Source organism: Agrococcus sp. AC640b (assembly GCF_979255995.1).
Genome location: NZ_CEEDMM010000001.1, coordinates 117,852 through 128,946 on the forward strand (window position 1 = coordinate 117,852; position 11,095 = coordinate 128,946).

Sequence of the window (11,095 nt, forward strand, 5' to 3'; positions counted from 1 at the left end):
CAGGATGCGCCATGCAGCCGATCGCATGGCGCATCCTGCCCGTCGTCACGGAGTCCTCAGCGCGTCAGCGCACCGTCACCGCGCCGGCGTCGTGCACGACCTCGCCGCCCACGATCGTCGCGCCCACCCGCACGTTCGCGATGCGCGACGGATCGACCTGCAGCAGGTCGTCGGTGAGCACGACCATGTCGGCGAGCCGTCCGCGGGCGATCGTGCCGCGGTTGGCCTCGTCGCGCGTGGCGTAGGCGGAGCCGAACGTGTAGGCGCGCAGGGCCTCCTCGGCCGTCACGGCCTCGTCGGGCGCGAGCGGCGCCCCGGCGGCCGTCAGCCTCGACACCATGTCCTGCATGCTCCAGATGGGGTCGGCGTGGACGATCGGCGCGTCCGTGGAGCCGGGCAGCACGATGCCGCGGTCGAGCCACGATCGCATGCGATAGACCCACGCCGTGCGATCGGGGCCGACGGCCGACAGCAGCCCGTCGCCCGTCTCGGACACGAAGCGACCCTGGGGCGAGGGGATGAGCCCGAGGGATGCGACGCGGTCGAGCTGCTCGGGGCGCGAGACGCCGCAGTGTTCGATGCGGTGACGCGGATCGTGCCTGGGCGCGACGCGCTGCGCCTCGGCGACGGCGTCGAGCACGGCGTCGAGGGCGCGGTCGCCGATCGCGTGCGTGGCGACCTGCCATCCGTTGGCGTGCGCGGCGACGATCGTGCGGGTGAGGTCGTCCACCTCGTCGATGAGGAACCCGTTGTTGCCGGGATCGTCGTCGAAGTCGCAGCACATCGCCGCGGTGCGGCCGATGAGCGAGCCATCGCTGAGCACCTTCACGCCTGCGATGCGCAGCCGGTCGCCGCCGAAGCCCGATCGGATGCCGAGGTCGAGCCCGAAGCCGGTCTCGTCGCCGCCGATGCCGCCGAGGTCGTGCAGCACCCGGTGGTACGGCATGGCGTCGATGCGCAGTCGGATGTCGCCCGCTTCGATGCCGTCCTGGTAGGCGCGCAGCTCGACGGGCGTCTGCCCGACCTGGCCGGGCGCGCCGATGCCGGGCTCGGTGACCGACGTGATGCCCATCGCGAGCAGCTCGCGCGACGCGAGGCGCGAGCCCGCTCGGTGGGTCTCGAGGTCGACGGGCAGGAACCGGTGGTTCACGAGCTCCTGGGCACGCTCCTGCAGCAGCCCCGTCGGCATCCCGTCGCCGCCGCGCTCGACGTGCCCGCCCTCGAGGTCGGGGAGTCGTCGCAGATCTGCGTGGCCGGCGTCTCGGAACCCCGCGGAGTTCGTCACGCCCATGTGGCCCGACGTGTGCTCGAGGTAGACGGGGTGCTCGGGTGCGAGCCGGTCGAGCACGGCGAGCGTGGGATGCCCGCCGAGCTTGTTCTGGTCGTGGCCCCTGCCGAGGATCCACGTGCCCGCTGGTGCGTCGGCGACCGCTGCACGCACCGTCTCGTACACGTCGTCGAGCGTGGGGCACGCGGAGGCGGACACGTCGAGGCGCAGCAGCTTCTGCCCGTAGAGCGAGAAGTGCAGATGCGCGTCGTGGAAGCCGGGCACGACGGGTGCGCCGCCGAGGTCGACGACCGAGTCGGCTGCGAGGCCGTCGAGCTCGTCGTCGATGCCGACGATGCGGCCGCCGATGACGCCGACGCGCGACGCGGTGGGCCGGGTCGCGTCGCCCGTCCAGATGCGGCCGTGCTGGAGGATGGCGTCGAGCCTCATGCCGACACCCCCTCGCGCTCGGCGCGCTCCGCCGAGGCCGAGAAGCCCGACAGGCGGCCGACGCCGACGACGCCGACGAGCGTCACCGAGATGAGCACGACGTAGAAGATCGCGATGCCGACCCAGCTGCCGCCTGCGAGGTTGAGCGACAGCTGCGCCAGCAGCGGCGTCGTGCCGCCGATGAGCGTCGCGCACAGCTGGTACGACGCCGAGATGCCGGTGTAGCGGATCTGCACGGGGAAGGCCTGCGCGAGGAACCCGGCGAGCACGGTGTAGTAGCCCGACGTCGGCAGCATGACGGCGCACAGCACGACGAGGATCGCCCACGTCTCGCCGCTGGAGATGAGCAGGAACGCGGGGAAGGCGATCGCGATCGCGATGAGCAGCACCGCGACCATGAACCGCGTGGTGCCGAAGCGCTCCGCCAGGCGTGCCGCGACCGGCTGCCACGCGAACTGCACGAAGACGGTCGCGAGCAGCACCATGAGCATCGTCTGCCGGTCGACGCCGAGCTCGGTGGTCGTGTACGACAGCATGAAGGTCGACGTGAAGTACGCGCCGCCGATGCCGAGGCCGCACGCGAGGGTGCCGACGACGAGCATGCGCCAGTGGTGCCGCAGCAGCTCGCCCAGCGGCAGGCGCGGCACGACGTGCTCGGCAGCGCGCTCCTCGAACTCGGGCGACTCCTCGACCTTGAGCCGGATGATGAGGCCGACGAGCACGAGCACGGCCGACAGCAGGAACGGCACGCGCCAGCCCCACGCGACGAACGCATCCATGTCGAGCGTGCCGACGGCGAGGAAGGCGACGGTCGCGAGGATGTTGCCGACGGGCGAGCCCTGCTGCACCCACATGCCCGACCGCACGCCGCGGCCCTGCTCGGAGCTCTCGGAGGCCATGAGCACGGCCCCGCCCCACTCGCCGCCGACTGCGATGCCCTGCAAGGCGCGCAGCGCGATCAGCAGGACGGGGGCGGCGACGCCCCACGCGTCGGCACCCGGCAGCAGGCCGATGCCGAACGTCGCGACGCCCATGATCATGAGCGTGATCACGAGGGTGTGCTTGCGCCCGAGGCGGTCGCCGAAGTGGCCGAAGACGAGCCCGCCGATGGGGCGGGCGAGGAAGCCCGCCCAGAAGGTCGCGAAGGATGCGAGCAGGCCGGTGGCCGCGTCGGCGTCTGGGAAGAACACCTGGGGGAGCACGAGCGCAGCCGCGGTGCCGAACAGGTAGAAGTCGTACCACTCGATCGCGGTGCCGACGAAGGAGCCGAAGCGTGCGCGACGAGCCCGCGTCTGCGGGTCGGTCGCTGCCGTCGTGGTGGTCATGGGAGTCCTCTCGGTGCGCGGGGGAACGCGTCGCGACCATGCTGCGACGAGCGCGGCTCGTTGTCGAATGCATTCTCGGCAGGCCTCTATGCTCTGGATGCATGCCCGATCTTCGCGTGCTCGCCTCGTTCGTCGCCGTGGTGCAGGAGGGGTCGATCTCCGGCGGCGCGCGCCGCGTGGGCATCACGCAGCCCGCGATGAGCAGGCAGATGCGCGGCCTCGAGGACGAGCTGGGTGTCACGCTCCTCGTGCGCGGCGCGGGCGCCCTCCGCACGACCCACGACGGTGCGAGATTTTACGATCGCGTCTCCGACCTCCTCGCCCAGGCCGAGCACGTCGTCGGCCGCACGAAGCAGGAGGCCGAGCAGCAGCGCACGAGCCTGCACGTCATCGCGCCGTCGGCGACGATCGACTCGGCGATCGTGCCGTTCCTCGTCGCGGACGGTGCGGGGCTGCCCGTGCTCGACTGCGAGGCCGCCGACCCGTTCCGCGTCTTCGACGTCGCCCGCGCCCGCGGCGCCGACCTCGGCGTCTCGACCCGCACCCCTGCACCCGGGTGGACGCACCGCCGCCTCGCCGACGGGGTCGTGCGGGCGCACATGCCTGCGACGCATCCCCTCGCACGCCGCGGGGGCGTGGAGGTCGACGAGCTGCTCGCCGAGCCGCTCGTGCTGCTGACGCCCAACAGCGCCGCGCGTCGCGTGCTCGACGCGGCCGTGCACGCCCGCGGCGCCGCCTACCGCGACCACGTCGTCGTGCGGCACCCCTCGATCGCGCGCGTGCTCGTGCGTACCGGGCAGGGGGTCGCGGTGCTCACCGACGACCCGTTCCCCGGCTGCGTCGCCGTGCCGGTCGTCGCCGATCGCGTGCCCGTCACGTTTCCGCTCATCGCGGGGTGGGATCCGGCGAACCCGAACGCCGACCTCGTCGAGGAGGTCGTCGCGCGCTTCGCCAGGCACATGCTGCGCGCGACCCGTCGGCGGCTGCAGCGCGTCGCCCGCACGCTCGAGACGTGAGCGGTCGGCTCGCTCAGCCGGCGGTGCGCGCCCGGCGGTCGCGGCCCTGTCGCACGGCCGAGATGACGTAGCCGAGCGCCGCCCAGACGTGCAGCACGAGGCCGGCGCCCAGCAGCACGTAGGCGGGCACGAGCAGCCACGGCGCGATCGTCACGGCGGCGACGAGCGCGATGAGCGCCGTGAAGAGCACGAACGTGCGCACCTTGCCGACCCACGTCACCGGCAGCCTGCCCTCGGCGGCGGCCTTGACGCCGAAGAGCGTCGCCGCGACGTCGAAGACGATGAGCACGACGAGCATCCACACTGGCAGTGCCCCGATGACGGCGAGCACGACCGCGATGATCGCGGTGCCGAGGCGGTCGACGAACGGGTCGAGCTTCGCCCCGATGACCGACACCTGGCCGGTCCTGCGCGCCAGCTGGCCGTCGACCCAGTCGGTCGAGGCCCACACGCCCAGCAGCACGACCGGCAGCCAGTCGCCCTCGCCGCCGCGCAGCAGCACGACGCACACGGGCACGATGAGCAGGAACCGCACCACGGTGATGAGGTTCGGCCACGTCTTCCAGCCGGCGTCTCGTTGCGTCGACTCCATGCGGTCAGTCTGGCAGCATGGAGACCCGCCTGCGGCATGCGGCCGCAGACCGTGTCGCGCGCAGCGCGGCAGGGGAATGCCGGCCCACGCGGCCGCGTTGCCTCCGTTCGTCGCGACGCGCATCCGCGTGCGGCTCGACGCCCTCGACGCATCGCCCGTCGCCCCACCGCTCGGAGCTCCCCATGGCATCCACCGACGCGCAGCGCATCCCGCGCCCCGCCACCGGCTCGCAGCCCATCTCGCCGCGGCTCGCGCCCGCCGACAAGGTCACCATCACGGTGCTGCTGCTGTCGGCGTTCGTCGTCATCCTCAACGAGACGGCGATGAACGTCGCCCTCGACGCGATCATCGACGACCTCGGCATCACCGAGCGCATGGCGCAGTGGCTCACGACGGGCTTCCTGCTGACGATGGCCGTCGTCATCCCGATCACCGGCTGGCTGCAGCAGCGCCTCACGACGCGGCAGACGTACGCGCTCGCGATGGCGCTGTTCGTGCTTGGCACGCTCATCGCCGCGTCGTCGGTCGGCTTCTGGATGCTGCTGGGCGGCCGCATCGTGCAGGCAGCGGGCACGGCGATCGTCTTCCCGCTCATGATGACGACGATCATGGACCTCGTGCCGCCGAGCCTTCGCGGCATGGTGATGGGCAACGTGTCGCTCGTCATCTCGTGCGCCCCCGCGCTCGGCCCGACGCTCTCGGGCGTCATCCTGCAGGCCTTCCACTGGCGCTTCATCTTCATCGTCGTGCTGCCGATCGCGATCGGCTTCGCCGTCGTGGGCCTCCGGCGCCTGCGCGACGTGGGGGAGGTGCGCCCAGCCCGTCTCGACTGGCCGTCGGTGCCGCTCGCCGCGCTCGGATTCGGCGGCAGCGTCTACGCGCTCGCGCTCATCGGCGATGCGGAGGCGCCGTCGTGGGAGCTGCCGCTCGCCGCGATCGTGGGCGTCGGCTCGCTCGCCGGCTTCGTGCTGCGGCAGCGGGTGCTGCAGCGCACCGACGAGGCGCTGCTCGACCTGCGCACCTTCCGCTATCCGCTGTTCACGCGGGCGCTCGCCGTCATGGCGATCGCGATGATCGCGATGTTCGGCGCCATCATCGCGCTGCCGCTCGTGCTGCAGCGCGCCCTCGGGCTCGACCCGCTGCTCGTGGGTCTCGTGACGCTGCCGGGCGCGCTCCTCATGGGTCTGCTCGGGCCCGTCGTCGGTCGTCTGTACGACCGCCACGGTCCGCGCGTGCTGCTCGTGCCGGGCTCGCTGGTCGTGCTCGCCGCGCTCGTGGGCTTCGCGGTGCTGCTGTCGGTCGACACCCCCTTCTGGCTCGTGCTCGTGCTGCACGTGACGATGAGCCTGGGGTTCGCAGCGACGTTCCCCGTGCTGTTCACGGTCGCGCTCGGCTCGGTGCCGCGCAGGCTGTACTCCTACGGGTCGGCGATGGTCTCGACGGTGCAGCAGGTGGCGGGGGCTGCGGGCACGGCGCTGTTCGTCACGGTGCTCGCCACCCGATCGGCGTCGCTGCAGGAGTCGGGGGCGACGTTCGAGGCGTCGTTCGTCGACGGCGCTCGGCTCGCGTTCCTCGGTGCCGCGGCGCTGTGGATCGTGGGCATCGTGCTCGCGACGATGGTGCGCAGGCCCGACGACGTCGTCGTCGATCGCGACCGTCCGGTCGAGGCGCCTGCGGCCTGACGCCTCGGCTCGACGCCGGCAGCGGCGCCGCCACTGCATCCGTGGAGGATGCGGGGGCTAGGGTCGGCGGCGTGGACGTGCTGCAGTTCCTCGCCGACCGCTGGTGGCTCATCTTCTTCGTCGGCCCCGCGATCGGCGGCGCCGTCGCGAGCGCCGGGAAGATGCTCGAGCGGCGCAGGCGCGACCGGCACGAGCTCGAGCTCGAGCGGCTGCGGCTGCAGCACGGCGTCGCGGGCGCTCCCGTCTCGCCGATGCCGGCAGCGCCGTGGCAGCAGGCTCCGCATGGGTCGGCCGTGCCCGATCTCGCACGCGTCGTCGCGGCGCACGACGCCGTCTCGCGGCGGTGGCTCGACCACGAGCTCGACGCCGCGAAGATCATCGACTACCCGCTCATGACCGACATGCGCGAGCCCCTCACGCGCGACTTCCACCGCGCGAAGCGACGCGCCGACGCGCTGCGGCCCGAGGAGCACGAGGCGCCCGATGCCGCGCGCGTCGCCGAGTACCGCGATGCGGTCGACGCGTTCGAGGACGCGTTCGAGGTCGCCCTCGCCGAGGCGCGCAGGCGCGCGCAGCACGACTTCACCGACGTGGAGCGCAAGCGGCTGCAGACGGCGAGGATGCTCGTGGGCATCGCGATCGACGACGCTGCGACCGCTGCCGAGCGGCAGAGCGCGTATCGCAGGGCCCGGGCGGAGCTCGACGGCCTCATCGTGCTGCCGGATGCGGCGGCTGCCGACATCGAGCAGCGCATCGCGGGCGCGATCGAACGAGGCTCGACCACCGCCTGATCCGGCGGCGCGCTCGCACGAGGCGCGCGGACGGTCGTTCAGCGACCCAGGGTCGCGAGCACCTGGACGGCCTCGTCGACGGAGTCGACCAGTCGGATGCCCTGCGCGCCGGGGCGGCCGCGCATGACCGCCTCGAGCAGCTGCCACGCGGGGTAGCGCTGCGTCCAGTACGCCCTGCCGACGAGCACGATGGGGGTCCACCCCGACTCGTCGGCGTACGACACCTCGCACGCGTCCTGGAAGATCTCCTGCACCGTGCCGCCCTCGCCGGGCAGCACGACGAGCCCGGCGGTCGCGACGCGCAGCAGCAGATCCTCGCGCACCGAGTTCTGGAAGTACTTCGCCGCGACGGTCTGGAAGAGGTTCGGCGGCTCGTGCCCGTAGTGCCACGTCGGTACGCCGAGCGTGTCGGATGCGGGCGTCAGCAGGGCGCGTGCCTCGAGCCCCGTGCGCAGCCACGCCGCCATGGCATCGACGTAGGTGGGCACGGTCGCGACGATGCGCAGCGCCTCGCCGAGCGCCGCGTCGTCGGAGCGCGCGCCACGCGCACCGAGGTTCGCGGCCTCCATGGCACCGGGTCCGCCGCCCGTGGCGACGGTGCATCCCGCCATGGTCAGCGCGCGTCCGAGCCGCGCGGCGTCGACGTAGGCGGGGTCGTCGCGCTGCACGCGGTGGCCGCCCATGACGCCCACGATGCGACGTCCGCGCGCCCACGTCGTGAGCGCGTCGTCGATCGCGTGGTCGTGCATCGCGCTCGCGAGCGTGTGCGCCACGTCGCGCGAGCGCTGCCGCGACCATGCGTAGACGCGCGCGTCGAGGCTCTGCTCATGGTGGTCGGCGGGCACGTCGAGCAGCTCGTCCGGGGAGTACAGGCTCGAGCGGTACGCGTTGAACGGCGTCTCGGGCACGTCGCGGAACACGAGCGCGCCGCCCGCCACCAGCCGAGCCTCCTGCTCGGTGGTGAGGTCGCAGCCCAGCAGCACCGCGCCGTGCGGGTCCAGCCGCCGCAGCTGCTCGTCGCGGCCGCGCAGGTCGAGGTCCTGCAGCCGCCATCCCGCCATGGTCCTCGCGCCGCGCACGAGCAGGCGATCCAGCTGGTCGAGGGAGTCGACGTCGACGATCCTGCCGTGCTCGGCGCGCATGATCGGGAGCCTAGCCGCGCCACGGGGGACGTCGCTCGCGCGCGAGGGTGCAGAATCACCCTCACGAGCGAAGGAGGCGCCATGCAGGCATCCGACGAGCCCACGGGCACGGCACCGGCACGCGCAGACGGCGCCGAGCGCGTCGGCAAGGGCCTCAAGCCCGGCGCGATCGGCTTCTGGGACGGTCTCGCGATCGGCCTCGACTCCACGGCGCCCGCGTACTCGCTCGCGGCGGTGCTCGGCTCGATCGTCGTCATCGTGGGCGTCAAGGCGCCAGCGGTGCTGCTGGTGTCGTTCATCCCGATGTTCCTCATCGCCGGCGCGTTCTACTACATGAACCGCGCCGACCAGGACTGCGGCACCACGTTCTCGTGGGTCACGAGGGCCATGGGGCCGTGGGTCGGGTGGATGGGCGGCTGGGCCATCTTCACGACCGGCGTGCTCGTCATCGGCGCGCAGGCAGATGTCTCGGCCTACTACCTGCTCGACATCGTCGGGCTCCACGACCTGCGAGACACGCGCTGGATCGTCATCGCGCTCGCGGTCGTCATCATCGTCGTCATGACGCTCATCTGCGTCATCGGCACCGAGCTGTCGGCTGCGGTGCAGCGCGTCATGGTGCTCGCGCAGGTCGGGGCCGTGCTGCTGTTCGCAGGTCTCGGCATCGCGGCGATGGCGACGGGGAACGTCGCGGCCGACGCGCCGACGTTCTCGATCGACTGGCTGAACCCCGTGGGCGTCGCGCCGAGCGGCCTCATCGCGGGCATGCTGCTGGGCGTCTTCATCTACTGGGGCTGGGAGTCGGCGGTCAACCTCACGGAGGAGTCGCAGGACTCGGCGACGGCACCCGGCCTCGCAGGCGTCGTCTCGACGGTGCTGCTGCTCGTCACGTACATCACGACGGCCATCGCGATCATCGGCGTCGCCGGCCTGTCGACCGTGCAGGAGTTCGACGACGACGCGGGGCTCTTCGGCGCGGTCGCGAGCCAGGTCATGGGACCGTTCGGCTGGATCCTCGTGCTGTCGATCATCATCTCGGGCCTCGCATCGACGCAGACGACGATCCTGCCCGCGTCGCGCACCTCCCTGTCGATGGCGGTGTCCGGCGCCTTCCCGAAGGCGTTCGCGAAGGTGCACGAGCGGTTCGAGACGCCCGCGTTCGGCACGTGGGTCATCGGCGGCGTCGCGATCGTCTGGTACGTCGCGGCGTCGATCGTGAGCGAGAACTTCCTCTTCGACTCCCTCACGGCGCTGTCGATCGTCGTCGCGTTCTACTACGCCCTCACCGGAGTCGCCTGCATCGTCTACTGGCGCCATGCGCTCCTGCGGAGCGTCAAGGGCTTCCTGCTCGTCGGCCTCGGGCCCGCGATCGGGTCGGCGACCCTCATCGTGCTGCTCGTCGCCGCCGCGATCGAGCAGGCCGACCCGGAGGCGTCGTACTCCGGCACGCCGATCCTCGGCATCGGGGCGCCGCTGGCGATCGCGATCGGGCTGTTCGTCGTCGGCCTCGTGCTCATGGTGCTCTGGTACCTGGGGCAGGGTCGGGCGTTCTTCTCGCGCAGGGGAGGCGAGACGGTGACGCAGGAGATCGCGACGGCTGCGCTCGGCCCCATCGAGCTCGCGGGCGCAGCCTCCCGCTCCGACGCGACATGACGGTCGCGCGGCATAGGAGACGCAGAGGATGCGGGAGGACGCTGAGACCATGACGACGATCGCGGACTTCAGCATGACCAGGAACGACGGCGTCGAGGAGTCGCTCGCCGCATACCGGGGCAAGGTCGTGCTCGTCGTGAACACGGCGTCGTCGTGCGGCTTCACCCCGCAGTACGAGGGCCTCGAGGAGCTGTACCAGCGCTTCGGCGACGACGGCCTCGTCGTGCTCGGCTTCCCGTCCGACCAGTTCAAGCAGGAGACGGGCGACGACGAGTCGATCGCCGAGTTCTGCCAGGTGAACTACGGCGTCACCTTCCCGCTGTCGACGAAGGTCGCCGTGAACGGCAAGGCGGCGCATCCGCTGTTCCAGTGGCTGCGCAAGGAGCGCGGCGGCATCCTGGGCGATGCGATCAAGTGGAACTTCACGAAGTTCCTCGTCGGGCGCGACGGCTCGGTCGTGCGCCGGTACGCGCCGACCGTCGAGCCGAAGGACATCGCAGGCGACGTCGAGCGGGCGCTCGCGGCGTAGCTAGAGCGGGAACGACCTGGCGTCGTCGCCGTACACGGAGACGACGACGATCGTGCCCGTCGTCGTGCCCTCCGGCACGACGACGGCGATGCGACCGCCGGTGAAGTCGAGCACCTCGTCGGAGGCGTCGCCCGTGGGCACGACGGCCAGCGATGCGTCGTCGATCGACGAGAAGACGCCGCCCGCGGTCTCGACGCGCACGTCGAAGCACACGCGCCATCTCGCGTAGCCCTCGTCATGGGTGGCATCGAGCACGACCGCGAGCACCTCGAAGCCCTCTGGGGCGGTGCCCGAGTCGAGCGCGGGCGCGCGCTCGACGTCGACGACCGCGTAGGTCCAGGTGTCGCCGACCCCGTCGTCGACGGTGTTCGAGGCCTCACCGGGCACCGCGTCGGCGGTGGGCTCGGCATCCGAGTCGTCGTCGGAGGGCGCCGCCGTGCCGCCGGGCTCGGCGCCGGGGCTCTCGATGGTCGAGGGCGCCGCGACCGGAGCCGCGCTCGGCAGCACGACGCACCCGGACAGCGCGGCGCACAGCACGAGTGCGAGTGCGGCGGGGACGGACGCTCGGCGGCTGCGCATGGTGACGATCCTCGCGCATCCGGGCGACGTTCGCCCACGGCGTGCGCGGACCGCGCCGTTGCCGATCGC

10 protein-coding genes are annotated in these 11,095 nt (G+C 72.1%); 5 read left to right on the top strand and 5 right to left on the bottom strand.

Annotated features, from left to right (window positions below):
• Nucleotides 1–64 precede the first annotated feature (64 nt).
• Nucleotides 65–1,717 carry an amidohydrolase gene (locus tag ACZ6H8_RS00640; protein WP_464143407.1) on the bottom strand — a complete coding sequence of 551 codons (1,653 nt, stop codon included), beginning with the start codon at nt 1,715–1,717 and terminating at the stop codon, nt 65–67.
• Entirely contained in the window at nt 1,714–3,042 is a 1,329-nt protein-coding gene (locus ACZ6H8_RS00645; protein WP_464143409.1) for an MFS transporter, read from the bottom strand. Before ACZ6H8_RS00645 ends, ACZ6H8_RS00640 begins: the two co-directional genes overlap by 4 nt.
• A 101-nt stretch (nt 3,043–3,143) precedes the next feature.
• Here ACZ6H8_RS00645 and ACZ6H8_RS00650 point away from each other — a divergent pair, with 101 nt between their 5' ends.
• A complete protein-coding gene (locus ACZ6H8_RS00650; protein WP_464143410.1) occupies nt 3,144–4,058 on the top strand; it encodes a LysR family transcriptional regulator in 915 nt (304 codons plus the stop codon).
• A gap of 13 nt (nt 4,059–4,071) precedes the next feature.
• Here ACZ6H8_RS00650 and ACZ6H8_RS00655 read toward each other — a convergent pair whose 3' ends face one another.
• Nucleotides 4,072–4,650 carry a CDP-alcohol phosphatidyltransferase family protein gene (locus tag ACZ6H8_RS00655; RefSeq protein ID WP_464143412.1) on the bottom strand — a complete coding sequence of 193 codons (579 nt, stop codon included), beginning with the start codon at nt 4,648–4,650 and terminating at the stop codon, nt 4,072–4,074.
• 182 nt (nt 4,651–4,832) lie between these two features.
• On the opposite strand from ACZ6H8_RS00655, the gene ACZ6H8_RS00660 reads away from it, so the two are divergent.
• Entirely contained in the window at nt 4,833–6,332 is a 1,500-nt protein-coding gene (locus ACZ6H8_RS00660; RefSeq protein WP_464143414.1) for an MDR family MFS transporter, read from the top strand.
• Nucleotides 6,333–6,403: 71 nt separating this feature from the next.
• Nucleotides 6,404–7,123 carry a hypothetical protein gene (locus ACZ6H8_RS00665; RefSeq protein ID WP_464143415.1) on the top strand — a complete coding sequence of 240 codons (720 nt, stop codon included), beginning with the start codon at nt 6,404–6,406 and terminating at the stop codon, nt 7,121–7,123.
• A 38-nt stretch (nt 7,124–7,161) separates the two neighbouring features.
• Here ACZ6H8_RS00665 and ACZ6H8_RS00670 read toward each other — a convergent pair whose 3' ends face one another.
• Nucleotides 7,162–8,265, bottom strand: coding sequence for an LOG family protein (locus ACZ6H8_RS00670; protein WP_464143417.1), 1,104 nt, complete (start codon nt 8,263–8,265; stop codon nt 7,162–7,164).
• A gap of 81 nt (nt 8,266–8,346) precedes the next feature.
• Here ACZ6H8_RS00670 and ACZ6H8_RS00675 point away from each other — a divergent pair, with 81 nt between their 5' ends.
• Both ACZ6H8_RS00675 and ACZ6H8_RS00680 read left to right on the top strand, forming a co-directional pair.
• Nucleotides 8,347–9,918 (top strand): APC family permease, encoded by a 1,572-nt coding sequence (locus ACZ6H8_RS00675; protein ID WP_464143419.1) that lies wholly within the window; start codon nt 8,347–8,349, stop codon nt 9,916–9,918.
• 49 nt (nt 9,919–9,967) lie between these two features.
• Nucleotides 9,968–10,447: a glutathione peroxidase gene (locus ACZ6H8_RS00680; protein ID WP_464143421.1), complete on the top strand. Its 480-nt coding sequence runs from the start codon at nt 9,968–9,970 to the stop codon at nt 10,445–10,447.
• On the opposite strand, the gene ACZ6H8_RS00685 is transcribed toward ACZ6H8_RS00680, so the two are convergent.
• Nucleotides 10,448–11,026: a hypothetical protein gene (locus ACZ6H8_RS00685; protein ID WP_464143422.1), complete on the bottom strand. Its 579-nt coding sequence runs from the start codon at nt 11,024–11,026 to the stop codon at nt 10,448–10,450.
• Between the last annotated feature and the right edge of the window lie 69 nt (nt 11,027–11,095).

What these genes read in the sequence shown, in the direction of transcription:
- ACZ6H8_RS00640 (WP_464143407.1), bottom strand. Translation starts at nt 1,717, where the DNA reads ATGAGGCTCGACGCCATCCTCCAGCACGGCCGCATCTGGACGGGCGAC.
- ACZ6H8_RS00645 (WP_464143409.1), bottom strand. Translation starts at nt 3,042, where the DNA reads ATGACCACCACGACGGCAGCGACCGACCCGCAGACGCGGGCTCGTCGC.
- ACZ6H8_RS00650 (WP_464143410.1), top strand. Translation starts at nt 3,144, where the DNA reads ATGCCCGATCTTCGCGTGCTCGCCTCGTTCGTCGCCGTGGTGCAGGAG.
- ACZ6H8_RS00655 (WP_464143412.1), bottom strand. Translation starts at nt 4,650, where the DNA reads ATGGAGTCGACGCAACGAGACGCCGGCTGGAAGACGTGGCCGAACCTC.
- ACZ6H8_RS00660 (WP_464143414.1), top strand. Translation starts at nt 4,833, where the DNA reads ATGGCATCCACCGACGCGCAGCGCATCCCGCGCCCCGCCACCGGCTCG.
- ACZ6H8_RS00670 (WP_464143417.1), bottom strand. Translation starts at nt 8,265, where the DNA reads ATGCGCGCCGAGCACGGCAGGATCGTCGACGTCGACTCCCTCGACCAG.
- ACZ6H8_RS00675 (WP_464143419.1), top strand. Translation starts at nt 8,347, where the DNA reads ATGCAGGCATCCGACGAGCCCACGGGCACGGCACCGGCACGCGCAGAC.
- ACZ6H8_RS00680 (WP_464143421.1), top strand. Translation starts at nt 9,968, where the DNA reads ATGACGACGATCGCGGACTTCAGCATGACCAGGAACGACGGCGTCGAG.
- ACZ6H8_RS00685 (WP_464143422.1), bottom strand. Translation starts at nt 11,026, where the DNA reads ATGCGCAGCCGCCGAGCGTCCGTCCCCGCCGCACTCGCACTCGTGCTG.